This window comes from Pseudomonas sp. MF06569 (genome assembly GCF_059862735.1).
The window spans coordinates 79,752-103,202 of sequence record NZ_JCBCUZ010000018.1 but is presented as its reverse complement, the minus strand read 5'-3'; the positions used below and the strand labels follow the sequence as shown (position 1 = coordinate 103,202).

Sequence of the window (23,451 nt, the reverse complement as noted above, 5' to 3'; positions counted from 1 at the left end):
GAATACACGATCCAGCGTTCTGACGGCCAGGATGCCAAGGGCCCGGCGAACGCCAACTTATTGGCATCGGTCATTTGCACACCGATATTGCTCGCGCCGCTGCGGGTGGGGCTGACTTTGAAAGTGTCGCCCGCCGCGACCGCACCGTCCTTCGGGAGCTGAAGGGTAAAACCGTCAATCACCTGCTTGTCACCGAGCTTGAACGGGCCCTTGGCATCCTGGCCGTCAGAACGCTGGATCGTGTATTCGGTAGCACTGGTGAACGTCACCTTGTAGTCGTAAGCCGTCAGCTGGCTGCTGTCGCTGATGCTCACGTTCAGGTTGCTTGAGCCGACGCTGTTGCCCGTCGCCGCCAGGCTGCGCTGGGTGAAGGCCTTTTCGCTATTGATGTTAGTGAACAGCGACGAACCAAACTCGCCGTTGGCATCCAGGCCCTGGCCCAACTGTTGGTTGATGGCATCGGCCACCACTATTGCCGTGCGCCCCAAATCGTTGATCGCCGGTGCAAGCACATCGTCGCGATAGCGCAGCAGGCCGCCGATCTTGCCGCCGCTGAGCACCGAGGTCACATCGGAACTGGACTGCTGGTAATTGATCTGGATGCTGTACTGGCTTTTATCGACCTGGCCCGGCACCGCCGAAAGGGTATTGGAGGTGGAGCCTTGCACCAGCGCCTGCCCGGTGCCCAGGGTAATGTCGTAAACGTTGTCGTGTTCCTGAACTGTAACGCCCACCAGCTCGTTGAGCGTGCGCACCGCTTCGTTGCGCGCATCCAGCAGGTTGTTCGGCGTATTGCCACCGGTGGTGGCCTGGGCGATCTGCTTGTTCAGCGAAGCAATGGTTGCCGTGTGCTGGTTGACCATCGAGGTCAGGGTATCCAGCTGGCTGTTGATGCCTTCGTTCTGCTGATTGAGCTGGGACGAAATCGAGTTAAAACGGTTGCTCAGGGTTTGCGCGCTGGTCAGCAGCAACTGGCGCGCGGACACATCACCAGGGGCCGCGGCGGAGGTCTGCAGCGAACTGAAAAAGCTGCTGAGTGCGGCCGAAACCCCGGTGTTTTTATCCGACAGCAGCTTGTCGACCGTGCCGATCTGATCCAGATACGCCTGGGCATCGCCATTGAGCGAGGTGGTGGTTTGCAACTGGGCGTCGAGGTAGGCGTTGTAGACGCGGCGCACGTCGGCCAGGGTGGTGCCGGTGCCGATAAACACCCCGCCCACCTGTTGCGAGGCGCCACTGCCCTGGACAATTTGCTGACGCGAATAGCCCGAGGTATTGGCGTTGGCAATGTTGTTGCCCACGGTGGCCAATGCGCCCTGGCTGGCGTTCAGCCCCGACATCCCGATGTTGATCAAACTCGCCATGGTTCAAACCTTATAAATTCGTGAGAGAACCCGTCGAGGCGTAGCTCTGGTAGGTTTTCATTTGCTTGGCTATCTGAGAAATCTTGCTCGCGTATTCAGGGTCGGTTGCGTAACCGGCCTTCTGCAACTCACGTACAAACTGCTCCGGTTTATCGGCCGCATTGAGCACTTCTTTATAACGATTGTTGCTCTGCAACAGCGTGACCAGATCGTGGAAGCTGTCCTGATAGGAATCGTAGGAGCGGAAGTCCGCCGTCTCCTTGACCATCTGCCCGCCCTTGAACTCACTGGTGATGGCCCGCGCTTGCGCACCCTGCCAGTTGCCGGTGGCCTTGATGCCGAACAGGTTATGGCTGCTGCTGCCGTCCTGCTGGCGCATCACCGACTTGCCCCAGCCGGTTTCCAGTGCCGCTTGCGCCACCAGATACAGCGGATCGACACCAATGCGGTCGGCAGCCTGCTGCGCCATCGGCAACATCGTCGCGACGAACGCATCGGGGGAGCTGAACACCTGCTTGGCCGGGGCCAGTGGCGGCTGCGCCACGGCACGACCGTAAATCTGCATCCGCCCTTGCGCGCCACTGGCGCTGAGCATCGGTTGGCGACCGCCCTTGAGCACCGCGTCCAGCCCCGGCGAGGTGCGGCCCGGCACGGCGCCCGTATTGAGCGTTGAGCGCGCCGGGTCGGCCGAAGGTACGATCCCGGCCAACAAGCGGTCGGTCAGCTTGGTGGGCAACGCCAGGCGCCGCTGATTGAGCATGGCCATGTCATTTTTGTGCCCGCCGGCCGCCGCATCCGGCGCGAGGGTGACCCGCGAAGCCCACAACGGACGCTGGCCACTGCTACGAACAAACGGGCTGTCGCCGGTGGCGGTGGCCGTCGGGGTTTTGACTTCGGCGGTCAGTGCCGTGGTCGCCGCAGCCTCCCCCGGCACGGCGGATTTGTTTTTCGACATCTGGCGCATCAACACGTCAGCCAGACCGATACCGCCGCCCTGGCGGGACAAGGTCACCGACAGTTGCTGGTCGTACATTTCCTGATACTGCTTGGCCGCGGGGGTATTGAGGGGGTTGTCCTTGCCCAGCACTTCATTGGCCGAGCGCATGGACTTGAGCATTTCATTCAGGAACAGCGACTCGAATTCCTGCGCCACCTTGCGCATGTTGGCATCGCTTTCACGGTCGCCGACCTTCAGGTTGTTCAGCCGATTAAGGTCGGTAAACGCTCCCGAATCGCTGCCACTGACCACCCCGCTCTTACGCATGTCCATGATGTCGGCCTCAGATCACGATCAGGTCGGCTTGCAAGGCGCCGGCCTGTTTCAGTGCTTCGAGAATCGCCATCAAGTCCCCTGGCGCCGCGCCGACCTGGTTCACCGCCCGTACGATCTCGTCCAGGGTGGTGCCCGGGCCGAACTTGAACATCGGCTTGGCTTCCTGCTGGGCATTGAGGCGCGAGCGCGGCACCACAGCGGTTTCGCCGTTGGACAGCGGCCCGGGCTGGCTGACAATTGGGTCTTCGGTAATGGTGACGGTCAGGCTGCCATGGGTCACGGCGGCAGGCGATACCTTGACGTTCTGGCCGATCACGATAGTGCCAGTGCGCGAGTTGATGATGACCTTGGCCACCGCCTGCCCCGGATCGACTTCGAGGTTTTCCAGGATCGACAGGTAATCAACCCGCTGGCTTGGGTCCAGCGGCGCGGTCACACGGATCGAGCCGCCATCAATCGCCTGCGCCACACCCGGGCCGAGCAGGTCGTTGATCTTGTCCACTACGCGCTTGGCCGTGGTGAAGTCCGAACGGTTGAGGTTCAGGGTCAGGCTGTTGCCCTGGTTGAAGCCACTGGGCACCGCACGCTCCACCGAGGCCCCGCCCGGAATGCGCCCGGCCGACGGAACGTTGACGGTGATCTTCGAGCCGTCGCGGCCTTCTGCATCAAAACCGCCCACCACCAGGTTGCCCTGGGCGACCGCATACACGTTGCCATCGATCCCCTTGAGCGGCGTCAGCAACAGCGTACCGCCGCGCAGGCTTTTGGAGTTGCCGATGGATGAAACGGTGATGTCGATCACCTGCCCCGGCTTGGCAAATGCTGGCAAGTCGGCACTGATGGACACCGCTGCAACGTTTTTCAGCTGCACATTGCCCGAGCCTGGCGGCACCTTGATGCCGAACTGGGACAGCATGTTGTTGAAGGTTTGCAGTGTAAACGGGGTTTGCGTGGTCTGGTCGCCCGTGCCATTCAACCCGACCACCAGGCCGTAACCAATCAATTGGTTGGAGCGCACGCCAGAAATGCTGGCGATGTCTTTCAACCGCTCGGCGTGTACGCCCAGGGAGGTCGACAACAGCAACACGGCTGCCAGCAGATGCTTGAGGTTGGGCATGGTGAAGTTCATCACTAAAAGGGAAACAGCGGGCTAAGGAAGAATCGGTCAAACCAGCCTGGCTGACTCGCATCGGCAAACGAGCCGGTCCCCGAATAGGTAATGCGCGCATCGGCCACGCGGGTCGAAGACACGGTGTTGTCGGTGGAGATGTCATCGGCGCGCACCAGGCCAGCAATGCGCACCAGTTCGTCACCCGTGTTCAGGGTCATCCACTTCTCGCCGCGCACGGCGATGATGCCGTTGGGCAATACGTCGGCCACGGTCACAGTGACGGAGCCGGTGAGGCTGTTGCCCTGCCCGGCCTTGCTGTCGCCCTTGGTGGCTCGGCTGCCGCTGTAACCGGCATTGAGGCTCAGATCACCACTGCCCAGGGGGTTGTTGGTGGTCAGGCCGCTGCCAAACAACGAAGTCAGGCCAATACTGGTGTTGCTGTTTTTGCCGATGGCCGAGTTGGCGTTTTTGCTCGCCTGCGTCCGCTCGTTCAGGGTGATGGTAATGATGTCGCCAATGCGGAACGCCTTGCGGTCGCTGTACAGGTTCTGCTCGAAGCCAGCCTGGTAAATCGAACCGTTATTGGCCGCAGCCGGCAGCGGCGTGCGCGGCAGGACCGGCGCGTAGTACGGATCGTTGGCCCGCGGCGGCGGACTGACGCAACCGGCCACAAAGGTAATGGCGCCCAGTGCCAGAACAGAAAACAAGCGCTTCATGAGCTCTCCCGCTATTTCACGTAATTACAGGTTTTGCGTGACGAACGACAACATCTGGTCAGCCGTGGAGATCACTTTCGAGTTCATCTCGTAGGCGCGCTGGGTGGTGATCATGTTGACCATCTCTTCCACAGTGCTGACGTTCGAAGTCTCAAGCATGCTCTGCATGGTCAAACCGAAGCCGTTGAGGCCGGGGGTACCAATTTGCGGCGCGCCGCTGGACGCGGTTTCCAGGAACAGGTTACCGCCCTGGGACTGCAAACCGGCCGGGTTGATAAAGTCGGCGGTCTGCACGTTGCCGATCACCTGGGCGGCCGGGTTGCCGGCGATGGTCACCGACACGGTGCCGTCCTGGCCGACGGTGAAGGTCTGGGCATCGGCGGGCACCACAATCGCCGGTTCCAGGGCAAAGCCGCTGGCGGTGACGATCTGGCCGTTGGCGTCCAGGTGGAAAGTACCGTCACGGCTATAGGCCGTGGTCCCGTCGGGCTGCATGATCTGGAAGAAACCACGGCCATTGATTGCCATGTCCAGCGGCTGGTCGGTGGTCTGCAGGCTACCGGCGGAGAAGTTCTTCTGTGTGCCTACGATGCGCACCCCGGTCCCCACTTGCAGCCCCGACGGCAGTTCGCTGTCCTGGGTCGACTGGGCACCTGGCTGGCGCTTGATCTGGTAGAGCAAGTCCTGGAACTCGGCGCGATCACGTTTGAAACCGGTGGTCGAAACGTTGGCTAGGTTGTTGGAAATGGTGGTCAGGTTGGTGTCTTGTGCAGCCAAACCTGTTTTTGCAACCCACAGTGCCGGAAGCATGGTGCTCTCCTCGCGCGCCGGTTTTTCGGCGCTGCGTTCAAGTAATTAGCTGATGGACAAGACCCGAGTCATGGCCTGGTCGTCTTCTTTGGCGGTGTTCATCATCTTGATGTGCAGTTCGAACTGCTTGGACAGAGCCAGCACCGAGGTCATTTCATCGACGGCATTGACGTTGCTCGCCTCCAGAAACCCCGAGACCACCTGCACGTTGGCATCGGCTGGCGCCGGTTGGCCGTCGTTGGTGTGGATAAGGCCGTCCAGGCCCTTGCTCATGGTTTTCAGGTCTGGCTGGACCAGCTTGATGCGGTCCACTTGTGCCATCACCCGTGGGCCTTCGCCCTGGGCACGAATGCTGATGGTGCCGTCCTGGCCGACTTCGATCTGTTGCTGGGGCGGCACCGCGATCGGCCCGCCGTTGCCCATGATCGGCATCCCGTTGCCAGCACGCAGAATGCCCAGGGCATCCACATTCATGCTCGCGGTACGCACATAGGCTTCACTGCCGTCGGGTGCCTGCACGGCCAGCCAGCCATCGCCGGACACGGCCACATCCAGATCCCGCCCTGTTTCAACCAGAGCGCCGGGAGTGAAGTCGGTCGCGGGGCGTTCGCTCAAGGCAAAGGCACGCGCAGGAAAGCTGTCACCGAACACCGGCATCGAACGGGCCTGTTCCAGGTCACGCTGAAAACCGTTGGTCGAGATGTTCGCCAAATTGTTGGCATGGGCCTTTTGCGCCAGAGCGTTCTGACTGGCGCCGGTCATTGCCACATATAGGTACTTGTCCACAGTCTTTCCTCTGTCTGACGGACGCTTGCCGCCCACCGCTGTACTCCCGTGGTTAAAGCAATTTGCGCACCAACTATTTTTTGACGCCGTGCGGCGCGGGTTTGCGAGGAGATGGGGTGCGATGCCGGGCAAGATCAGCGGGATGAAAACGGCGGAGTTATGCCGGTTGCGGCAATGCATGGCCAGAAACGTGTCGCTGACGACGCAAAACCCGCAAAGCCTTGCGCATCCCTTGCCCCCAACCTGCCTCTGACAACCCTGGCGCCGACAATTCACGCAAACGCTCGGTATTAACCAGTGCGCAAGAAGTTGCACACTTATTACAAGAACAAACTGGCGAACAGTTATCTGCCGACTAGAACACAAGAACCCGAACAGTACTGCGCAACTTCTTGCGCACTTTCATAAGTTTCGTTTATTTGTTTAAACACTTCAGCCCCCTTGCATTGGCAAACTTATATCAACAACCCAAAGAGCATTGATTTTATCGACATCAGACTTGATAGTTACAAGACGCCCGAACTTCAGCTGCGCTCGCGGGCATCTTAATAATCTCACTGATACTTCAAAGACACTTCGCAAACACCCATTGGCATTGCACTGGGCGCTGTTCTTTCAATAAGCCTGACAAGAGACAAGACCCACTCATGAACCGCTTGCATCTTTTGATATCAATCAGCGCCCTCTCGCTACAGGGCTGTGCCGACGTCTTGCCTGACCGACTCGGCGCGCCAATCGAGGGCTATAGCCATACCTCGGCGGCGATCAACCGGTTTTCGGTCAATGGCAATGGCGGACCCAATCTGGCGCCCTACGGATACGGCGGCGGCCAAATGTGCTGCGCCACGCTTCCCGTGAAATGGCACCCCGGCTTGACCGTGGTAGTCGAGTGGGAGAAAGACCCTGATCCGTATGCCTACGGAAGATGGCCTGAGCCGATGTTTTCTGATGGGTGGCGAAAACGTATGGATGAGCACGAAACCCACTACACCCGCCATCGCGCCGTTGTGGCTGTTGCGCCGTATGAAGAACTGGGGGCAATAGATGTGCATTTTCTGCCCTGTAATCAGGTGGCTGTATCAGCAGTTGCAGCTCTCCCCGGCCAGCCGGGTTACCCATTTAACTTCCCTCAAAAAATGCAGGAGCCTGCCACATGCCCGAAACCATGAAACCGCGCCCCAAAAGATCCACTGGCGAATTTCTCAGCCTGACCCCCGACTTCAAAATGGGCGGGCTTCTCCCGCAAACAGCGGGAGATGTGCTTTTCAATTATCGAAAGCAACAGCAAGCCTTCGACCCGTTCGAACAACAGGCGATGGACGCTGCTCATGCAGCCGGATGGGCTTACGCGGGCCGGCCCTGTATGCAGATTGTGACGATCACCCTTTGCTTTGACGGCACCAACAACCATGAACCGACGGACAGCCTGGCTTTACCTTCGACCACTACCAATGTGGCACGTCTGTTTCATGCGAGCTTGGGGGGCTCTGAACATGAAGCCGAGCAGAGAGAGGGTTTTTATCGTTATTACATGCAAGGCGTCGGCACCGAGTTCAAGGAAATAGGCGAATACAAACCTGATAGCCAAGGTTTGACGATGTCGACAGGCGGAGAGAACCGGATCAACTGGGGGCTGACCCGATTGATTGATGCGCTGAAAAGAGCCACTGACCAACCACGCCTTAAAAACTCTGATGCCTACGCCCTGGTACAAAAAATGGGCACCAGTCTCACCGAAGATATGCTCGCAGCATCGGTTTTCAAAAGCAGCTATACCCGCCGCAAGGAAGTGCTGGCCCAGCCCCTGGCCGAACTCAAAGCCCAGATCGACGCCGCCCATGCCGGCAAGACCATCCCGACCATCAAGGCCATACGCCTGTTCGTGTATGGCTTTTCGCGGGGCGCCGCCCAGGCGCGGGCATTTGCCAACTGGCTGGAAGCCCTGACCAAGGTTGAAGTGGAAGGCACCACTTGCTACCTGTTTGCCGGACTGCCGATCAAGATTGTGTTCATGGGGCTGTTCGACACTGTGGCCTCAGTGGGTATCCCCTATCTGGCGCCATTTGCCGCAGGCCATATGGGCTGGGCCGATGGCAGCCTGCGCCTGTCCGACTCCGAAGAATTTCTGGAGCGCTGCGTGCATATGGTTGCAGCCCACGAGCAGCGCAGTTGCTTCCCCCTGGACTCGATCCGGCGCCAGGCCAACCCCGACGATCCGGACTGCCTGTCCACCTATCGCAACGGCACCAAGGAATATATCTACCCCGGCATGCACTCCGACGTTGGCGGAGGTTACCCGCCCGGCGATCAGGGCAAAGCTGCAGCAGGTGGCCATGAGGTGTTATCGCAAATTGCCCTGCATCATATGTACAGCGAAGCGTACAAGGTTGGGGCACCATTGCAGGCCCCGCAGTCGGCACTAGGCGCTGAGTTGGAAGCACGATGGCCGTGGTTAGTTATGGCCGGTTCAACAGCCAGAGAATACGACGTCGACCCCACCCTGATCGAACGTTTCAACACCTGGCTCGACAATATGGACAACGGCCCGCTGGAAGAGGTCATGGCCCGCGAGGCCGGGGTGATTACCGGTTGGCGCATCAGCCGTTACGCCATGAACTGGATCAAGTGGACGAGTCTCAATCGGCGGGTGCTGCAAAACGGCCCCGCGAGCGATATGAACGGTGACGAAGTCGACGCGTTCGAGGCCCTGCACGCCATGCAGCTCGAAGAAGATGCCGCCATGCGCGCCGGCTCTAAAGCGCCGGTCTGGTCCGACGCCGAACTGGCGTCGCAAAAAAAACATCAAGCCACAAAAGAGGCTTATGAAAAGCGCACCGGCACCCAACCTGCCGCCTCGTTCAACACCAGCAAAGTGTTCGAGCCCAACCTGGATTACCGGCAGTTGAGCAACGCCATGGCCGATTTTCGGCGCGACTACGTGCCGGAGTGGAACCTGACCTTGAGCGAGATGATCAGCTTTGGCACCCTCGCCAACACCTTGGTGGGCGGGCTGGTGTATATGACCAACGGCCAGGATGAGGCCGAGCACTATGCCAAGCTGCGCCAGGCCGGTGAAGAAAATTACGCCCTGCTGTTTGGCGCCAACGGCAAGCCGGTGAACGACAAAGCCTGGGCGATCGTGGGCCTGTTTGACGAGCATGTGCATGATTCCCGCGCCTGGTTCATGAACGCGGCCTTGAACGAGCGGGAGGTGTTCAGCGACTACTTTCGGTACCGCGGGATCTTCTTCGACACTCAATCCAACAACGAACTGTCGCTGCTGGTGAACGTTGGGCGCGTGGTGGGCGTGGCCCTGGCGGTGGCCAGTGTCGGCCTGACGATCAGGCGCCAGAACCCGCGTTATCTGGTGGGGCTGATTCTGCCAAGCCTGGGTACCCCGGTGCTTCGCGGCAAGGTGGAGTTCCCGTTTATCAGTGCGTTTGACACCGTGACCCGCCTGTCACTGCCGATGATCGAAAACATAGAAACCGTATGCGCCTTTACCAAAAACACCGGCGACGCAGTGAAAGCGGCCCAGGCGCTGCCCATGCCACCTGCACTGACCGAAAAAACCGCCACTACGGATAATTTGATTTCGATCCTCAAGGCCGCGCAAGCACTTGAAGCCAACAACCTGCTGGAACAAGCGCTGCAAACACAAACGCCCCAGGCTGAGCCAACCAAGGGCTGGCTGGATCAGGCAAAGGGCGTGGCGGGAAGTTTCAAGGGCTAGTTACCGAGCACTCCCCAAGGCGACACCTCACACACTAGCCCGGCTTGATGATGTCGTACTCACGCAGCTTGTTGGCGATGGTGGTGTGGGAGACCCCCAGTCGCTTGCCCAGCAATCGGCTGCTGGGGTGCTCGGAATACAGTTGTTCCAGCACCGCCTTTTCGAAACGGCCGACAATATGGTCCAAACCGCCTTCCAGCGAGAACTCGCCCAGCGGCTGGCGCACGCCGTAGTCCGGTAGGCGAATATGCTCGGCCTTGACCACGCCGCCATCACACAGCGAAACCGCCTGGAACAGCACGTTCTCCAATTGACGCACATTGCCGGGCCAGTGGTAGTGGCTCAAGCGGTCCATTGCGGCAGGCGCCAGGCGCGGCAGCGAACAACCGATCTGCCGGCTGGCCTGATCCAGAAAGTGCTCGACCAGAGGCTCCAGCCCGTCAAGGCAATCGCGCAGCGGCGGAATATGCAGGGACAGCACGTTGAGCCGGTGGTAGAGGTCCTGGCGAAACTCCCCGCGGGCGCACAGCTCGGACAGGTCGACCTGGGTGGCGCACATGACCCGCACATCCAGATACACCTCTTCATCACTGCCCACACGTCGAAAGCAGCCATCCTGCAAAAAGCGCAGCAGCTTGACCTGCAAGCGCGGACTCATTTCGCCTACGCCATCAAGAAACAACGTACCGCCTGCTGTCAGCTCAAGCAGGCCGAGCTTGCCTTCGGCCCGTGCGCCTTCAAATGCCCCCGGCCCATACCCGAACAGCTCGGTTTCAGCCATCGACTCGGGCAGCCCGGCACAGTTGAGCGCCATCAGTGGCGACTGGCCACGGGGGCTGGCCAGGTGGCAGGCGCGCGCCAGCAGTTCTTTGCCGGTGCCGGTTTCGCCTTCTATTAATAGAGGCGCGTCCAGTGGTGCCATGCGCCGGGCTTCACGCACCACGGCAGCCATGACTTTGGAGCTTTGGAAAATACTGTCGAAGCCTCGCAACTCCTGTTTGCGCACGTTGTAGATTTGCTCGCCCACGCGGTCGGCACGGTGCAGGGTCAAGACGGCACCGGCCATCGCTTCGCTTTCATCGTGCTCCAGTTGCAAGGGAGCAATGTCAGCCAGGTACACAAGTCCCTTGATCTTGACCCGCAAGCCGTTGATCCGCGACTTGTTGACCCGCACCAGCTCGGGCAGGTCGAAGTCTTCAGCATAACGGGACAGGGAAATGCCCGGCACCTCGTCGACCCGCACCCCCAGCAACTGCGCAGCCGCACGGTTGGCGGCGACGATGCAGCCTCCCATGTCAATGGACAGCACCGGAAACTCCAGGGCCCCGAGCAAGGCATTGAGCTCCATATGCCTGCGCTCACTGGGCATCAAACCTACGCGCTTGACTCCGAACACTCCGGCGATGGTTTCAAACTTCGGACGCAGGGCCTGGAACTGCAGGTTGATCAGATTGGGGCAGTACAGATAAATCGCGTTGCCCTGATCGCCCCCGACCTCCCCCCGCTTCACGTTGATGCCGTAGGCGACCAACAGGTTAAGGATGTCGCGAAGGATGCCAATCCGGTTTTGGCAGTGGACTTTGATACGCATGGGGATGGCTCGGCAGTTCCTGAAAATGAAGATCAAAGGTGGGAGCGGGCTTGCTCGCGATTCAGGCACCGCGATCTGGCTGGCACACCCCATCGCTGCAATCGCGAGCAAGCCCGCTCCCACATTGGGGGATATTTAATGCGTTGGCAGGCATTTCATCGTCACGATTTTGTGACAGTTATGCTGCTTAAAACTGAGCAATGACAGCCAAACCCTCACATCGTAACGAATACTTTACGAATAATCGCCATCATCCCAGCATTACTGGCTTTAGGCTAGCTGCACGGAGCAATCACTTGGGGTATCACTAAGGCATCGCAACAACACCGAATAATAAAAACGATTTCCTTGCGGAGAGCCCCATGAAGCAAACGAAATACGTCGCCCGTGAGCCGGATGCCAATGGCTTTATCGACTACACACCTGCCGAACACGCGGTGTGGAATACGCTGATCACCCGTCAGCTCAAACTGCTGGAAGGCCGCGCCTGCCCAGAGTACATGCAAGGCATCGAAAAGCTGGGCCTGCCCCACGATCGCATCCCGCAACTGAGCGAAATCAATCAGGTACTGGGTGCCACCACTGGCTGGCAAGTTGCCCGCGTTCCCGCACTGATCCCCTTCCAGACCTTCTTTGAATTGCTGGCCAATAAGCAGTTCCCGGTAGCGACCTTCATTCGCACCCCTGAAGAGCTGGATTACCTGCAAGAACCGGACATTTTCCACGAGATCTTCGGCCACTGCCCGCTGCTCACCAACCCGTGGTTTGCCGAATTCACCCACACCTACGGCAAGCTGGGGCTGCAAGCGAGCAAGGAACAACGGGTGTATCTGGCCCGCCTGTACTGGATGACCATCGAGTTTGGCCTGGTGGACACCCCGGAAGGCAAACGCATTTATGGCGGCGGGATTCTTTCGTCGCCCAAAGAAACGGTTTACAGCCTGTCGTCAGAACCGGAACATCAGGCCTTCGATCCGCTGGAAGCCATGCGCACGCCGTATCGCATCGATATTTTGCAGCCGCTGTATTTTGTCCTGCCGGACTTGAAGCGTCTGTTTGATCTGGCCCATGAAGACATCATGGGGATGGTCGAAAAAGGCATGACAATGGGCCTGCATGCGCCCAAGTTTGCGCCTAAACCGAAAGCGGCATAACACGTCTATTTACATATCAATAAAAACTGAATTCAGGAATCCACCATGAACGCACTGAACCAAGCCCACTGCGAAGCCTGCCGCGCCGATGCTCCACAGGTCAGCGACGAAGAACTGCCGGTACTGATCAAGCAAATTCCGGATTGGAACATCGAAGTTCGCGACGGCATCATGCAGCTGGAAAAGGTCTTTCTGTTCAAGAACTTCAAGTTCGCACTGGCCTTCACCAATGCCGTGGGCGAAATCGCAGAAGCCGAAGGCCATCACCCTGGCCTGCTGACCGAGTGGGGCTCAGTGACCGTGACCTGGTGGAGCCACTCGATCAAGGGCCTGCACCGCAACGATTTCATCATGGCCGCACGCACTGACGAAGTCGCCAAAACCGCTGAAGGCCGAAAATAATGCACTTCGACGCCATAGGTCGGGTACCGGGCGACCCGATTCTCGGTTTGATGGACGCCTATCAGCAAGACAGCAACCCGGACAAGTTCGACCTGGGCGTGGGCGTCTACAAGGACGCCAATGGCCTGACGCCGATCTTGCAGTCGGTCAAGAAAGCCGAACAGCGCCTGGTCGACCAGCAACTGACCAAAACCTATATCGGCGGTCATGGCGACAGCCGTTTTGGGCAACTGATCAGCGAACTGGTACTGGGCGAGGGTTCGCCGCTGCTGGCGGGCAAACGTGCGGGAGCCACCCAAACCCCGGGCGGCACCGGTGCGCTGCGCCTGAGCGCCGACTTTATCGCGCAATGCCTGCCGGGCCGGGGCATCTGGCTGAGCGATCCGACATGGCCGATCCATGAAACCATCTTTGCCGCTGCCGGGCTGAAGATCAGCCACTACCCGTATGTGGGCCGCGACAACAAGCTCAACGTCGCGGCGATGCTTCAGGCACTGGAACACGCGCCAAAAGGCGATGTGGTTCTGCTTCACGCCTGCTGCCACAACCCGACCGGTTTCGACCTGTCCCAGGCTGACTGGCTGCAGGTGCTGGAGGTGGTACGCCGTCGCGAACTGCTGCCGCTGATCGACTTCGCTTACCAGGGCTTCGGTGACGGCCTGCAGGAAGATGCCTGGTCAACTCGCCTGTTCGTCAGCGAATTGCCGGAAGTGCTGATCACCAGCTCATGCTCGAAGAACTTCGGCCTTTACCGCGAGCGGGTTGGCGCCTTGATCGTGTGTGCCAATGATGCCGAAAAGCTGACGGATATCCGCAGCCAGCTGGCCTACCTGGCGCGCAACCTGTGGTCCAACCCGCCGGATCATGGTGCGGCGGTGGTCGCGACCATCCTCGGCGATGCAGCGCTTAAAAACCTGTGGATCGACGAAGTGGAAGCCATGCGCAGCCGCATCGCGCACTTGCGCAGCGGGCTTGTGGAAGCACTGGGGCCATTCGGGCTGGCCGAACACTTCGCTCACATCACTGAGCAACGCGGGATGTTTTCCTACACCGGCCTGACTCAGGAACAAGTCCAGTTGTTGCGCGAGAAGCACAGCGTCTACATGGTCGGTTCTGGCCGCGCCAACATGGCCGGCGTCGACGGCACCCGCCTGAGCTTGCTGGCCAAGGCGATTGCGCAGGTTTGTACCCGTTGATTCTGTACTGATCCTGTACCTGTAGTCGCTGCCGAAGGCTGCGAAGGGTTGCGGAGCAACCCGTTGTCTCGAGCTCACCGCAGCCTTCACGCAGACCTCACGCAGCCTTCGGCAGCGACTACAGGGTTCTTACGCCGCCAGATGAAATTTCGATACAATTCCCCCCAGACGCAATAAAAAGACAAATTGTCACACTCTGTCCTGTATCCTTAGCAAGCTACTTAAAACACACCTTGCGAGGAGCGCGACGATGCACGAGATCCCAAACCTCCCCTTCCCAAGCCTGCACGAAACCGAGCAGCCAGTCCCGCAACACACCAGTGGCGAAATAAGCGCTCTGGATGAGGCCTCAGAAAGCCTCCAGGCCGACAGCGAAGACTGACGGCTCACAATCAGACGGTGCGAAAAGCATCTTGTTTTTCATACCGTCTGACACAATCGCTCCACCCCCCCTATTCCGGATTCAAGCGTGACTGACACTTTCAGCGAAACCCAAGCCAGCGTCCTGATCGGCACCGCCGAAAAAATGATCGACCTCTGGGAGCGTCTCAGCCCCGAGAAGCAAGCAACCTTGCTCAAGCGTTTCGGCACCCAGGAAAACGCCTTGGCCGCTTTAATCGCGACACAATTGGTTGCACCATTGTAATCTGCGTCAACCGCACCCCGCAGGACCCCTACCCCATGCCCGAAACACAGCGTCCTATGGCGATCACCCTGCAAGTGGTCTCCATCGTTCTGTTCACCTTTATTGGCTATTTGAATATCGGCATTCCGCTGGCCGTGTTGCCCGGATACGTACACAACCACCTGGGCTATGGCACCGTCATCGCCGGGCTGGTGATCAGTGTGCAATATCTGGCCACGTTGCTGAGCCGCCCCTACGCCAGCCGCATCATCGATAACCTGGGCAGCAAGCGCGCCGTGATGTACGGCCTGGCGGGCTGCGGCCTGAGCGGCGTCTTCATGTTGGCTTCCAGCTGGCTGACCGCGATGCCGGCGCTTAGCCTTGCCAGCCTGCTGGTCGGACGCCTGGTATTGGGCAGCGCCGAAAGCCTGGTGGGCTCAGGCTCCATCGGCTGGGGCATTGGCCGGGTCGGCGCGGCCAACACTGCCAAGGTGATTTCCTGGAACGGCATCGCCAGTTACGGCGCCATTGCCATTGGTGCGCCATTAGGCGTGGTGATGGTCGGGCACTTGGGCATGTGGAGCATGGGCGTAAGCATTATATTGCTGGCGCTGGTGGGCTTGCTGCTGGCATGGCCCAAGCGGGCAGCACCCATCGTCAGCGGTGTGCGACTGCCGTTCCTGCATGTCCTGGGGCGCGTGTTCCCCCACGGGGCCGGGCTGGCATTGGGCTCGATCGGCTTTGGCACCATTGCGACCTTCATCACCCTTTACTATGCAACCAACAACTGGGAAAACGCAGTGCTGTGCCTGAGCCTGTTCGGTGCCAGCTTTATCGGTGCACGCTTGGTGTTCGGCAATTTTATCAACAGGATCGGCGGTTTTCGGGTGGCGATTGCCTGCCTGAGCGTCGAGACCCTGGGCCTGCTGTTGCTGTGGCTGGCACCGAACCCGCAACTGGCACTGGCGGGCGCGGCCCTGAGCGGTTTCGGCTTCTCGCTGGTGTTCCCGGCGCTGGGGGTTGAAGCCGTCAACCTGGTCCCCGCCTCCAGCCGCGGTGCGGCCGTGGGCGCGTACTCGCTGTTCATCGATCTGTCACTGGGCATTACCGGCCCGCTGGTGGGCGCCGTGGCGGCAGGATTTGGCTTTGCTTCGATCTTCTTGTTCGCGGCACTGGCAGCGTTCAGTGGGTTGCTGCTGAGTGTTTATCTGTATCGCCAGGCTCAGAGAGCCCGAGCCTGACCCCTTCAGAAATCTACTTTGCCCCGCCCTGCCTTGATGCTGCCACGCTTGGTCTTTGATTCCAGGCGACGCTTCTTCGAACCCAGGGTGGGCTTGGTCGGACGGCGCTTTTTCTCCACCTTGGTCGCACTGACGATCAACTCCACCAGACGCTCCAGCGCATCCGCCCGGTTTTGCTCCTGGGTGCGGTATTGCTGAGCCTTGATGATCAGCACGCCATCACTGGTGATCCGACTGTCGCGCAGCGCCAGCAGCCGCTCCTTGTAAAACGGCGGCAACGACGAGTTGGGTATATCGAAGCGCAAATGCATGGCGCTCGACACCTTGTTGACGTTCTGCCCGCCCGCACCCTGGGCGCGAATTGCCGTCAGCTCGATCTCGGCATCGGGGATGTGCACGTTATTGGAAATCACCAGCATCAAAAATGGGTCCGTCTTCGGGGCGTGCAGGATACCCCACAAACAACAAACCCGGCGCAATGGCCGGGTTTGTCGGATTAACCGCTCAGCTTATTTGGCAGAGCTGTAAGCCGCAGCCGATGCCTGCACCGCGCGCTTGTTCTTGATCAGGTAGCACACCCACATAAAGACCACCCACACCGGAATCGCATACACCGACACGCGAATCCCCGGGATCAACAACATGATCACCAGAATGAACGCTACAAATGCCAGGCAGATGTAGTTGCCGTAGGGATACCACAAGGCCTTGAACAGCGGGACTTGCGCCGTTTTGTCCATGTGCTGGCGGAACTTGACGTGGGAGAAGCTGATCATCGCCCAGTTGATTACCAAGGTGGCCACTACCAGGGACATCAGCAGTTCCAGCGCATCGTGTGGCATCAGGTAGTTGAGCAGGACCGCAATCACCGTGACCGCAGCCGAAGCCAGGATCGAGTTGACCGGCACACCGCGCTTGTCGATTTTGGCCAGCACTTTGGGTGCGTCACCCTGCTGCGCCATGCCCAACAGCATGCGGCTGTTGCAGTAGGTGCCGCTGTTGTACACCGACAACGCTGCAGTCAGGACCACAAAGTTGAGGATATGGGCCGCCGTGTTGCTGCCCAGCATCGAGAACACTTGCACGAACGGGCTGCTGCTGTAGCTGTCGCCACCGGCGTTGAGGGTTTCAAGCAACGAGTCCCACGGGGTCAACGACAGCAGAACCACCAGGGCACCGATGTAGAAAATCAGGATGCGGTAGATCACCTGATTGATCGCCTTGGGGATCACGGTGCGCGGCTTGTCGGCTTCTGCTGCGGTGAAACCGAGCATTTCCAGACCGCCGAAAGAGAACATGATAAAGGCCATGGCCATGATCAGACCGGTCGTCCCGTTCGGGAAGAAGCCACCGTGTTCCCACAAGTTGCTGACCGATGCCTGAGGACCGCCGCTGCCGCTCACCAGCAGGTAGCTGCCCAGGGCGATCATGCCGACGATCGCCACGACCTTGATGATCGCGAACCAGAACTCGGCCTCGCCGAACACTTTGACGTTGGTCAGGTTGATGAGGTTGATCAGGACGAAGAAGGCTGCTGCCGAGGCCCAGGTCGGGATTTCCGGCCACCAGTAGTGCACGTACTTGCCGACGGCAGTCAGTTCCGACATGCCCACCAGAATGTAGAGCACCCAGCAGTTCCAGCCCGACATGAAGCCGGCAAAACCACCCCAGTACTTATGGGCAAAGTGACTGAAAGAACCGGCGACCGGTTCTTCGACGATCATTTCGCCGAGCTGGCGCATGATCATGAAGGCAATAAAGCCGCAGATCGCATAGCCCAGAATCATCGATGGACCGGCTGACTTCAGCACCCCGGCCGAACCGAGGAACAGGCCAGTACCAATCGCGCCACCGAGGGCGATCAGCTGAATATGACGATTTTTCAGGCCGCGTTTAAGCTCGCCCGAATGCGAGGTATTTCCACTCATTGAAAAGGTCCCACACAAGGTTTGATGTGATTCAGTGCGTTGTAGCTTGAGCACCAGAGGCAGTGATCGAAGGGTCTACAACACAAATCAAACCCCAGCGCAGGCGCCAGGAATCCAAGGTTGTTTCACGAGTCATGCGTCACCTGTTTGTTTTTATCTGTGACGGAATCGAACCCGCAACGCTTGTGGCATTGCGGAATTTTCAAGGCGTGCAGCCTTGGCAAAATGCGCGGGTACGCAATTGAGTCACAGTTAAAACGCGGCGCATTGTACACCCGCACGTAGGCAAGATCCCATCACACAGCCGATAGCAAGACGAAACAAGCCGCAATCTATGTAGGAAGTGTCCTAAATCTATAAAACTCGGCAAATTTTCATTACAGCGAGGTGATTTCAGCGGTTTAAGGGCGGTAAGTGGCTGAATTCGTATGGATTTGTTGACGAGCTGTAACGATTATTTTCCACCTAATTTATTGCCTGCTGCACCTGCCGAAGGCGTTTTTCAGGCATAAAAAAACGCCAACCCCGAGGGGCTGGCGTTTTTTGTACAGCGCTTAACGCTTACTGCGGCTTGCGACGGCCAAAGCCTGGACGCTGGCCGGAACCGGTCGGAGCGCCACGACGCTTGCCCGACGGTGCATCGTCAACCAACTTGGGGCCTGAACGGCTTGGCTTGGTTGGACGCTTGTTGACTTCGCTCGGACGCTCGGCAACCGGTGCACCACGACCCGCAGGTACGCGGTCAGTGCGACCTGCCGGCTTGCGTGCCGGACGAGCAGCCTCATCGCGGGCAGGACGCGCCGGGCGCTCGCCTTCGATGTGTGGCTGACGGGCTGGACGCGGAGCCAACGGGGCACCTTCGGCCGGACGCAGAACGCGGGCAACACGATCACCACGAGCCACAGGGCGCGAGGATTTACGCTGCATACGCTCCAGCTTGTCTTTGCTCTTGGCGTTCATCTGCGGCATGGCAACCGGCGTGAGGCCAACTTCCGCACTGAGGATATCGACCTCAAACTGGCTCATTTCGCGCCAGCGACCCATCGGCAGGTCGGAGTTGAGGAACACAGGACCGAAACGCACGCGCTTCAGGCGGCTGACCACCAGGCCCTGGGATTCCCACAGGCGACGTACTTCACGGTTACGGCCTTCCATCACTACGCAATGGTACCAATGGTTGAAACCTTCGCCGCCCGGAGCCTGCTTGATGTCGGTGAAACGCGCAGGGCCGTCTTCCAGCACAACGCCAGCCTTGAGGCGCTCGATCATCTCGTCATCCACTTCGCCACGTACACGTACCGCGTATTCACGGTCCATTTCGTAGGAAGGGTGCATCAGGCGGTTGGCCAGCTCACCGTCGGTGGTGAACATCAGCAAGCCGGTGGTGTTGATGTCCAGACGGCCGATGTTGATCCAGCGGCCTTCTTTTGGACGCGGCAGTTTGTCAAACACGGTCGGACGGCCTTCAGGGTCGTCACGGGTGCAGATTTCGCCGTCGGGTTTGTTGTACATGATCACGCGGCGAACCGATTCGGCTGCCTCTTCACGCTTGATCACCTTGCCATCGATGGAGATGGCGTCGTGCAGGTCTACGCGCAGACCCAGGGTTGCATCCTTGCCATTGACCTTGATACGGCCCTGGCTGATCCAACTCTCTACGTCGCGACGCGAGCCAACGCCAATACGGGCGAGGACTTTTTGCAGTTTTTCGCCTGCTGGGCCAATTTCCTGGCTGTCTTTAGGGTCTAGATCACTCATCTGGGCACCTCCCGGTGTGTCAATTCAGGCGAACGCCTGAAGTGTTAAAAATGGGCCTTGGGGCTCTATCGAGCGCCAAAGGGTCGCGAATCATACGCTGATGTTGGCCATTGCGCATCAAAGGCTAGTCACGAAGTGGCTGACTTACTTCTTTTTCCGCCGACCGGTGGCCTCGAACGCCAGCAAACGCAGCGCCGACTCCGCCAGCACTGCACGCTTTTCGTCTTTGCCGAGTTTCTTCCAGGCCTTGATTTCACGCTTGGTGCGCCCGCAACCGATGCAGATGTCATCGGTAAATTTGCAGACGCCGATGCAGGGGTCTTTGGGTGAAGTCATGGTTAAACCTCAAGTACTTTTTGTGGGAGCGGGCTTGCTCGCGATTGCATCGCCGCGGTGGCACCGCTACACCGCGCCGCCCGAATCGCGAGCAAGCCCGCTCCCACAGGGGTTATGCGTCAATCTTGCTGCTCGCGGCGCTCCTGCTCGATGGCTTCAGCCAGTGCCTGGGCCTCAAGTTCTTCATCGATCAAGGCCGATCGCTGCTCAAGGGCCGCAACGGCAGCGCGCAATCGCTCGCGGGCCAGCTCGGCCGCAGAGGGTTGCGGCGGTTGTGGTTGCAGCTCTACCTCGACCTCTACTGCTACCTCTACCGCCACCTCTACCTCTACTTCCGGCTCCGGAACATCGACGGGCACAGCGTCGCGCAGCAAGTCGTCAAAGTCGGTCTTGAGACCTTCTTCCATCGAGTCCAGTTCCGTCAGCAGGGTACGGAAGCTGGTTTCATCCTTGGGCTCTTCCGGCTCGGCGCTTTCGTCGGCCAGGGCCTGAAGGTGCGCAGGCACCGGAGCGTCGTCGAAATCGAGGATCGGATCAGGCTCAAGCTCGCGCAACTCGGCCAGCGGCGGCAGTTCGTCGAGGCTCTTGAGGTTGAAGTGATCGAGAAAACCCTTGGTGGTTGCGAACATCGCAGGCTTGCCCGGCACGTCGCGATAGCCCACTACGCGGATCCACTCTCGCTCAAGCAGGGTTTTGACGATGTGGCTGTTGACCGCCACACCCCGCACGTCTTCAATCTCGCCCCGCGTGATGGGCTGGCGATAGGCAATCAGCGCCATGGTTTCAAGCATGGCTCGCGAGTAGCGCTGCGGGCGCTCTTCCCACAAACGCCCGACCCACGGCGAGTACTTTTCGCGAATCTGCAGGCGATAGCCCGAGGCAACTTCCTTGAGTTCAAACGCACGGCCATCGCAGGATTTGCGCAGCAGTTCCAGGGCCTTCCTGAATACAGGCGGTTCCGGACGCTCACCTTCTTCAAACAGTTCAAACAGGCGCTCAAGGCTTTGTGGCTTTCCCGAGGCCAACAGAAAGGCCTCAAGCAAGGAGGCAAGCTCGCGGGGTTCAGTCAAATTCATGGTTTCAGCTCTTTATTCGGCTCTTGCCCGCACATGGATCGGCGCGAAGGGTTCATTTTGCACCAGCTCGACCAGCGACTCCTTGACCAGTTCAAGCACGGCCATAAACGTCACGACCACGCCCAACTTGCCCTCTTCGGCAGTAAACAGCTCGACAAAAGGCACAAAGCCACCGCCCTTGAGGCGTTCGAGCACGTCGCTCATGCGTTCGCGGGTCGACAGGGCCTCACGGCTGACCTGATGGCTTTCAAACATGTCGGTTCGGCGCAACACTTCAGCCATGGACATCAGCAACTCTTCCAGCGCCACATCCGGCACCAGCTTGCGTGCCCGGGCTTCAGGGGCATCGAGTTTGGGCACAAACACCTCGCGCCCTACCCGGCTCAACCCTTCAATCCCTTCAGCGGCAGCCTTGAAACGCTCGTATTGCTGCAAACGGCGAATCAGTTCGGCACGGGGGTCGCCCTCGTCCTCTTCGATTTCGACCGAGCGAGGCAACAGCATGCGGGACTTGATCTCGGCCAGCATGGCGGCCATCACCAGGTACTCGGCGGCCAACTCCAGGCGTACGGTTTTCATCAGCTCGACATAACCCATGTACTGGCGGGTGATTTCTGCCACCGGAATGTCGAGGATGTCGATGTTTTGCTTGCGGATCAGGTACAGCAGCAGGTCGAGCGGGCCTTCAAAGGCATCGAGGAACACCTCCAGCGCATCCGGAGGGATGTACAGGTCTTGCGGCATTTCGATGACCGCCTGGCCATAGACCATAGCGAGCGACAGTTCTTGCTGGACACCGGCCTGGGCCTCTACCGCCTCAGGAGCTTGAACGTCAGACATCAGGCCTCGACCATAAACGGTTCAGGATCGCCGCAACCCACACGGACAATCTCGGGATCACCGCTGTCGACCAGGCTGATCACGGTCGAGGCCTTGTTGCCGCCAAAACCGCCATCGATAATCAGGTCGACCTGTTTTTCCAGGGCATTGCGAATCTCGTACGGATCTTCCATCGGCTCACTTTCGCCCGGCAAAATCAGCGTCACGCTCATCAGCGGCTCGCCCAGCTCTTCAAGCAGCGCCAGCGCAATCGGGTGGCTCGGTACGCGCAGGCCGATAGTACGGCGCTTGGGATGCAGCAGCAGGCGCGGCACTTCGCGGGTGGCGTTGAGAATGAAGGTGTAAGGCCCCGGCGTGTGGGCCTTGAGCAAACGGAACGTGCCGGTATCGACCTTGGCGAACAGCCCCAGCTGGGAAAGATCGCAGCACATCAGGGTGAAGTTGTGCTTGTCGTCCAGGTTACGCAGGCGCTTGATCCGCTCGATCGCACCCTTGTCGCCCATCTGGCAACCCACGGCATAGGACGAATCGGTGGGATAAATCACCACCCCACCCTTTTTGATGATCTCGACGGCCTGCTTGATCAGGCGCGCTTGAGGGTTTTCCGGATGAATCTGGAAAAATTGACTCACAGTGTTTACCTGTTCAGACGTTAGCAGTGGGCTGTTCATATTTGAATCGACACCACAATGGCGGCAGATCTTCCGGGACCGGGCGGTACTCGCCAATCTCGGACCAACCTCCCGGACCATGAAAATCACTGCCGGCACTGACCAGCAGACCGAACTCACGCGCAAGGATCGCCAGGCTGCCTACCTGATCGGCTGGCTGATACCCGTTGACCACTTCAATAGCGTGACCCCCAGCTTGAATATAGTCGCCAATCAGACGTCGGCGCTTGCTGCGGGTGAAATCGTAGTGCGACGGGTGCGCCAGGCTTACCCAGGCCCCGGCTGCACGCAGGGTGGCGACCGTGTCTTCAAGGGTCGGCCAATGCAGTTTGACGTCGCCCAGCTTGCCCGCCCCCAGCCACTTGCGAAAGGCTTCGGCGCGATCCTTGACGTACCCGGCCTCGACCAGAAAATCGGCAAAGTGCGGACGGGCCGGGGCATTACCGCTGTCACCCAGCCCTTGCTGGATGGCCCGCGCGCCTTCAAGCGCGCCGGGCATGCCCTTGAGCGCCAGTTTGCGACTGATCTCCTCGGCCCGCAGCCAGCGGCCCTCATGCAGTTTGGCAATGGCCTCGACCAACGCTGGGGCATTGACATCAAAACCGTAGCCGAGCACATGAATCGTGGCCCCGCCCCAGGTACACGACAATTCGACGCCGTTGATCAAGGTCATGTTCAGCGCCTGCGCCGCTGTGCGGGCTTCGTCCAGACCTTCAAGTGTGTCGTGATCGGTCAGGGCCAGGACTCGCACACCTTTCTCGAACGCACGCGCGACCAGTACCGCAGGCGCCAGGGCGCCATCGGAAGCTGTGCTATGGCAATGCAAGTCAATTTCCACGG

The 23,451-nt window shown here is 59.4% G+C and carries 23 protein-coding genes; 8 read left to right on the top strand and 15 right to left on the bottom strand.

Features of this window, described 5'->3' with window-relative positions; genetic code table 11:
• From flgK to AC19YQ_RS16755, 6 genes are all read right to left on the bottom strand, one after another.
• On the bottom strand, positions 1 to 1,364 hold a 1,364-nt coding region (gene flgK, locus AC19YQ_RS16780; protein ID WP_500595521.1), incomplete at its 3' end, for a flagellar hook-associated protein FlgK.
• A gap of 10 nt (positions 1,365 to 1,374) precedes the next feature.
• Positions 1,375 to 2,634, bottom strand: coding sequence for a flagellar assembly peptidoglycan hydrolase FlgJ (flgJ, locus tag AC19YQ_RS16775; RefSeq protein WP_500595520.1), 1,260 nt, complete (start codon positions 2,632 to 2,634; stop codon positions 1,375 to 1,377).
• Between the two features lie 10 nt (positions 2,635 to 2,644).
• On the bottom strand, positions 2,645 to 3,754 hold the full coding sequence (locus tag AC19YQ_RS16770) for a flagellar basal body P-ring protein FlgI (protein WP_133075988.1): 1,110 nt from the start codon (positions 3,752 to 3,754) through the stop codon (positions 2,645 to 2,647).
• A 14-nt stretch (positions 3,755 to 3,768) separates the two neighbouring features.
• Positions 3,769 to 4,464, bottom strand: a complete 696-nt coding sequence (flgH, locus tag AC19YQ_RS16765) for a flagellar basal body L-ring protein FlgH (RefSeq protein ID WP_133075987.1) — start codon at positions 4,462 to 4,464, stop codon at positions 3,769 to 3,771.
• Between the two features lie 24 nt (positions 4,465 to 4,488).
• Positions 4,489 to 5,274, bottom strand: coding sequence for a flagellar basal-body rod protein FlgG (flgG, locus tag AC19YQ_RS16760; protein WP_133075986.1), 786 nt, complete (start codon positions 5,272 to 5,274; stop codon positions 4,489 to 4,491).
• Between the two features lie 45 nt (positions 5,275 to 5,319).
• Positions 5,320 to 6,060, bottom strand: a complete 741-nt coding sequence (locus AC19YQ_RS16755) for a flagellar basal body rod protein FlgF (RefSeq protein ID WP_019828794.1) — start codon at positions 6,058 to 6,060, stop codon at positions 5,320 to 5,322.
• Positions 6,061 to 6,707: 647 nt separating this feature from the next.
• On the opposite strand from AC19YQ_RS16755, the gene tli1a reads away from it, so the two are divergent.
• Positions 6,708 to 7,229, top strand: a complete 522-nt coding sequence (gene tli1a / locus AC19YQ_RS16750) for a Tli1a family immunity protein (protein ID WP_500595519.1) — start codon at positions 6,708 to 6,710, stop codon at positions 7,227 to 7,229.
• Positions 7,214 to 9,793, top strand: a complete 2,580-nt coding sequence (locus AC19YQ_RS16745; RefSeq protein ID WP_500595518.1) for a T6SS phospholipase effector Tle1-like catalytic domain-containing protein — start codon at positions 7,214 to 7,216, stop codon at positions 9,791 to 9,793. Before tli1a ends, AC19YQ_RS16745 begins: the two co-directional genes overlap by 16 nt.
• Before the next feature lie 34 nt (positions 9,794 to 9,827).
• Here the strand turns inward: AC19YQ_RS16745 and AC19YQ_RS16740 are convergent, their stop codons facing one another.
• Positions 9,828 to 11,384 (bottom strand): sigma-54-dependent transcriptional regulator, encoded by a 1,557-nt coding sequence (locus AC19YQ_RS16740; RefSeq protein ID WP_133079024.1) that lies wholly within the window; start codon positions 11,382 to 11,384, stop codon positions 9,828 to 9,830.
• Between the two features lie 362 nt (positions 11,385 to 11,746).
• On the opposite strand from AC19YQ_RS16740, the gene phhA reads away from it, so the two are divergent.
• The 6 genes from phhA (at position 11,747) to AC19YQ_RS16710 (ending at position 16,002) form a co-directional block, all read left to right on the top strand.
• Positions 11,747 to 12,538: a phenylalanine 4-monooxygenase gene (gene phhA / locus AC19YQ_RS16735; protein WP_133079023.1), complete on the top strand. Its 792-nt coding sequence runs from the start codon at positions 11,747 to 11,749 to the stop codon at positions 12,536 to 12,538.
• Between the two features lie 45 nt (positions 12,539 to 12,583).
• Positions 12,584 to 12,940: a 4a-hydroxytetrahydrobiopterin dehydratase gene (locus AC19YQ_RS16730; protein ID WP_048360736.1), complete on the top strand. Its 357-nt coding sequence runs from the start codon at positions 12,584 to 12,586 to the stop codon at positions 12,938 to 12,940.
• Positions 12,940 to 14,136: an amino acid aminotransferase gene (locus tag AC19YQ_RS16725; protein ID WP_500595516.1), complete on the top strand. Its 1,197-nt coding sequence runs from the start codon at positions 12,940 to 12,942 to the stop codon at positions 14,134 to 14,136. Before AC19YQ_RS16730 ends, AC19YQ_RS16725 begins: the two co-directional genes overlap by 1 nt.
• A gap of 250 nt (positions 14,137 to 14,386) precedes the next feature.
• The gene (locus AC19YQ_RS16720) at positions 14,387 to 14,518 is read left to right on the top strand and encodes a hypothetical protein (RefSeq protein WP_257623040.1); all 132 of its coding nucleotides are present in this window, start codon (positions 14,387 to 14,389) and stop codon (positions 14,516 to 14,518) included.
• 87 nt (positions 14,519 to 14,605) lie between these two features.
• Positions 14,606 to 14,782 (top strand): hypothetical protein, encoded by a 177-nt coding sequence (locus AC19YQ_RS16715; protein ID WP_019828784.1) that lies wholly within the window; start codon positions 14,606 to 14,608, stop codon positions 14,780 to 14,782.
• Between the two features lie 35 nt (positions 14,783 to 14,817).
• Positions 14,818 to 16,002, top strand: a complete 1,185-nt coding sequence (locus AC19YQ_RS16710) for an MFS transporter (RefSeq protein ID WP_219262959.1) — start codon at positions 14,818 to 14,820, stop codon at positions 16,000 to 16,002.
• A gap of 5 nt (positions 16,003 to 16,007) precedes the next feature.
• Here the strand turns inward: AC19YQ_RS16710 and arfB are convergent, their stop codons facing one another.
• The 8 genes from arfB to AC19YQ_RS16670 form a co-directional block, all read right to left on the bottom strand.
• A complete protein-coding gene (arfB, locus tag AC19YQ_RS16705) occupies positions 16,008 to 16,421 on the bottom strand; it encodes an alternative ribosome rescue aminoacyl-tRNA hydrolase ArfB (RefSeq protein ID WP_019828782.1) in 414 nt (137 codons plus the stop codon).
• 90 nt (positions 16,422 to 16,511) lie between these two features.
• Entirely contained in the window at positions 16,512 to 17,930 is a 1,419-nt protein-coding gene (locus tag AC19YQ_RS16700; protein ID WP_133079020.1) for an amino acid permease, read from the bottom strand.
• Positions 17,931 to 18,491: 561 nt separating this feature from the next.
• On the bottom strand, positions 18,492 to 19,688 hold the full coding sequence (gene rluB, locus AC19YQ_RS16695) for a 23S rRNA pseudouridine(2605) synthase RluB (RefSeq protein WP_326397623.1): 1,197 nt from the start codon (positions 19,686 to 19,688) through the stop codon (positions 18,492 to 18,494).
• Between the two features lie 144 nt (positions 19,689 to 19,832).
• Positions 19,833 to 20,024: a DUF1289 domain-containing protein gene (locus AC19YQ_RS16690; RefSeq protein ID WP_133079018.1), complete on the bottom strand. Its 192-nt coding sequence runs from the start codon at positions 20,022 to 20,024 to the stop codon at positions 19,833 to 19,835.
• Between the two features lie 119 nt (positions 20,025 to 20,143).
• A complete protein-coding gene (gene scpB / locus AC19YQ_RS16685; RefSeq protein WP_500595515.1) occupies positions 20,144 to 21,100 on the bottom strand; it encodes an SMC-Scp complex subunit ScpB in 957 nt (318 codons plus the stop codon).
• Positions 21,101 to 21,112: 12 nt separating this feature from the next.
• Complete coding sequence (locus AC19YQ_RS16680; RefSeq protein ID WP_133079016.1) at positions 21,113 to 21,940, bottom strand: segregation/condensation protein A; 828 nt, start codon at positions 21,938 to 21,940, stop codon at positions 21,113 to 21,115.
• Positions 21,940 to 22,572: an L-threonylcarbamoyladenylate synthase gene (locus AC19YQ_RS16675; protein WP_133079015.1), complete on the bottom strand. Its 633-nt coding sequence runs from the start codon at positions 22,570 to 22,572 to the stop codon at positions 21,940 to 21,942. Before AC19YQ_RS16675 ends, AC19YQ_RS16680 begins: the two co-directional genes overlap by 1 nt.
• 13 nt (positions 22,573 to 22,585) lie before the next feature.
• On the bottom strand, positions 22,586 to 23,449 hold the full coding sequence (locus tag AC19YQ_RS16670; protein WP_133079014.1) for a PHP domain-containing protein: 864 nt from the start codon (positions 23,447 to 23,449) through the stop codon (positions 22,586 to 22,588).
• Positions 23,450 to 23,451: the final 2 nt, after the last annotated feature.

Bases quoted from the DNA above. Each gene is read 5' to 3' on its own strand.
- AC19YQ_RS16745 (WP_500595518.1), top strand. From the start codon at position 7,214: ATGCCCGAAACCATGAAACCGCGCCCCAAAAGATCCACTGGCGAATTT.
- AC19YQ_RS16770 (WP_133075988.1), bottom strand. From the start codon at position 3,754: ATGCCCAACCTCAAGCATCTGCTGGCAGCCGTGTTGCTGTTGTCGACC.
- arfB (WP_019828782.1), bottom strand. From the start codon at position 16,421: ATGCTGGTGATTTCCAATAACGTGCACATCCCCGATGCCGAGATCGAG.
- flgG (WP_133075986.1), bottom strand. From the start codon at position 5,274: ATGCTTCCGGCACTGTGGGTTGCAAAAACAGGTTTGGCTGCACAAGAC.
- AC19YQ_RS16700 (WP_133079020.1), bottom strand. From the start codon at position 17,930: ATGAGTGGAAATACCTCGCATTCGGGCGAGCTTAAACGCGGCCTGAAA.
- AC19YQ_RS16740 (WP_133079024.1), bottom strand. From the start codon at position 11,384: ATGCGTATCAAAGTCCACTGCCAAAACCGGATTGGCATCCTTCGCGAC.
- AC19YQ_RS16690 (WP_133079018.1), bottom strand. From the start codon at position 20,024: ATGACTTCACCCAAAGACCCCTGCATCGGCGTCTGCAAATTTACCGAT.
- AC19YQ_RS16730 (WP_048360736.1), top strand. From the start codon at position 12,584: ATGAACGCACTGAACCAAGCCCACTGCGAAGCCTGCCGCGCCGATGCT.
- AC19YQ_RS16680 (WP_133079016.1), bottom strand. From the start codon at position 21,940: ATGTCTGACGTTCAAGCTCCTGAGGCGGTAGAGGCCCAGGCCGGTGTC.
- flgH (WP_133075987.1), bottom strand. From the start codon at position 4,464: ATGAAGCGCTTGTTTTCTGTTCTGGCACTGGGCGCCATTACCTTTGTG.
- tli1a (WP_500595519.1), top strand. From the start codon at position 6,708: ATGAACCGCTTGCATCTTTTGATATCAATCAGCGCCCTCTCGCTACAG.
- flgJ (WP_500595520.1), bottom strand. From the start codon at position 2,634: ATGGACATGCGTAAGAGCGGGGTGGTCAGTGGCAGCGATTCGGGAGCG.
- phhA (WP_133079023.1), top strand. From the start codon at position 11,747: ATGAAGCAAACGAAATACGTCGCCCGTGAGCCGGATGCCAATGGCTTT.
- scpB (WP_500595515.1), bottom strand. From the start codon at position 21,100: ATGAATTTGACTGAACCCCGCGAGCTTGCCTCCTTGCTTGAGGCCTTT.
- AC19YQ_RS16720 (WP_257623040.1), top strand. From the start codon at position 14,387: ATGCACGAGATCCCAAACCTCCCCTTCCCAAGCCTGCACGAAACCGAG.
- rluB (WP_326397623.1), bottom strand. From the start codon at position 19,688: ATGAGTGATCTAGACCCTAAAGACAGCCAGGAAATTGGCCCAGCAGGC.
- AC19YQ_RS16725 (WP_500595516.1), top strand. From the start codon at position 12,940: ATGCACTTCGACGCCATAGGTCGGGTACCGGGCGACCCGATTCTCGGT.
- AC19YQ_RS16710 (WP_219262959.1), top strand. From the start codon at position 14,818: ATGCCCGAAACACAGCGTCCTATGGCGATCACCCTGCAAGTGGTCTCC.